Genomic DNA, 1,536 nt, shown 5'->3' with positions numbered 1-1,536 from the left:
CGAACTTTCCCTGCAAAGCCGTCTCAACCTCTGCACCAATGGCCATAGCACCACCATAGAGCCAAAACGACGAAACGCTGGCTTATTTACTGACGCGTCCTAACCTGGCCGCGCAGGAAGGGAAGCGCCGCCTGGGTGACCCAGAGCGCGCCGAAAAGGTTGGTCTCGATCTGCTCGCGGGCCTCCGCCTCGCTGAGCTCCTCGACCGCGCCGAACTGGCCGTAGCCGGCGTTGTTCACCACTACGTCGAGCCGGCCAAAATGCTCGTGTGCCCGGGCGACGGCGGCGAATACCGCGTCACGGTCGGTGACGTCGAGCGAGATCGGCAGGACCTTGTCGCCGAACTCTGCCGCGAGGGTATCCAGGCTGTTGGTGTTTCGGGCGGTGGCTGCCACGGTGTCCCCGCGCTCCAGCGCGGCCAGCGCCCACTCCCGGCCGAAGCCGCGGGACGTACCGGTGATAAACCATGTTTTGGCGCTCATACGATGTCTCCTGAGGTGGGGTGGGGGTGGGGTTCGGCGCGGTTCAGTCGGCGCTGACCTGATGGCGGAAGCGGTCACGTTTGATGTGCAGGTCCCATAGGTGCCCGGCCAGCACATCGGGGTCCTTCTCGGGATCCCCGGCAATGATGCGGCCTCCGATGATGAGCTGGGACACCTGGATGCCTTCCTCGCCCAGGACCTCGTTAAGGAGCTGCGCGTAGGCGGCCTGCCCGGCAAAAGCAACGGACGTGCCGGTCACGTTGCGGCCAGGCTTGACGGCCGAGCCGCCATTGACGAACAGAATAGTTCCGCGGTTCTTGCCGAGGAAACGCATGCCCGGCACCACCTGGTGCACCGCGGCAACCGGTCCGTAGATGGAGAACTCGACGGGCCCCACGAGGTCCGCCGGCGTCGTCTCAAGGACCGGGCGCATGAAGTCCTTTTGCGGAAGCGGACTGTACTGCAGCACCTCGATCGGGCCAAGGGTCTCCGCCACCTGCTCCAGGGCCTTGGCAATGGACGACGGGTCGCGGACGTCAGCGGTGAAACCCCTGGCCTCCACGCCGTCACTGGCCAATTCCCCGGCCAGTGCATCCAGGCGCCCCTGGTCGCGGGAGATCAGGCCAACGGTGAACCCTTCCGCGCCGAAACGCCGCGCCACTGCTGCCCCTAGTCCTGGTCCTGCTCCGATGATTGCAATAGTAGTCATACCGGGTCCAAGGCCTGAGGCCCCCGATGTATTCCACAGGTGCGTGGTTAACCTGGCGTTAGTGACGAAGAGCTCCAACGCGATGTTGTCAGGATCTCAGAACTCCAGAACATATCCGGAGCCGACGTCTTTGACGCCACTGTGTCCGAGGCCCCGCTCATCCAACATCGTTGCAGCGGCATCAAGGTACTCACGCCCGGCAACTTTCAGGCACCTTTGGAACTGGTGCACTGCCCCTAATGGCAATGCCGTTCGGTTAGTCGTCTGGGTCGGGTGTCAAGATTCTCGTGGTGAGTGTCGCGGGGTAGGTTCGGCGGTCGATGGCACGGCCTTTGGCCCGGTATT

General features: G+C 63.9%; 2 protein-coding genes. Both read right to left on the bottom strand.

Annotated elements, in window-relative coordinates; translation table 11 throughout:
- Positions 1 to 86: 86 nt before the first annotated feature.
- Positions 87 to 482: an SDR family NAD(P)-dependent oxidoreductase gene (locus tag ACX80M_RS20975; RefSeq protein ID WP_459310393.1), complete on the bottom strand. Its 396-nt coding sequence runs from the start codon at positions 480 to 482 to the stop codon at positions 87 to 89.
- A 43-nt stretch (positions 483 to 525) separates the two neighbouring features.
- The gene (locus ACX80M_RS20970; RefSeq protein ID WP_252602689.1) at positions 526 to 1,191 is read right to left on the bottom strand and encodes an SDR family NAD(P)-dependent oxidoreductase; all 666 of its coding nucleotides are present in this window, start codon (positions 1,189 to 1,191) and stop codon (positions 526 to 528) included.
- Positions 1,192 to 1,536: the final 345 nt, after the last annotated feature.

This window comes from Pseudarthrobacter sp. MDT1-22 (assembly GCF_054511035.1).
The sequence above is the reverse complement of the archived record's forward strand: the minus strand, read 5'-3'. Positions and strand labels throughout refer to the sequence as shown.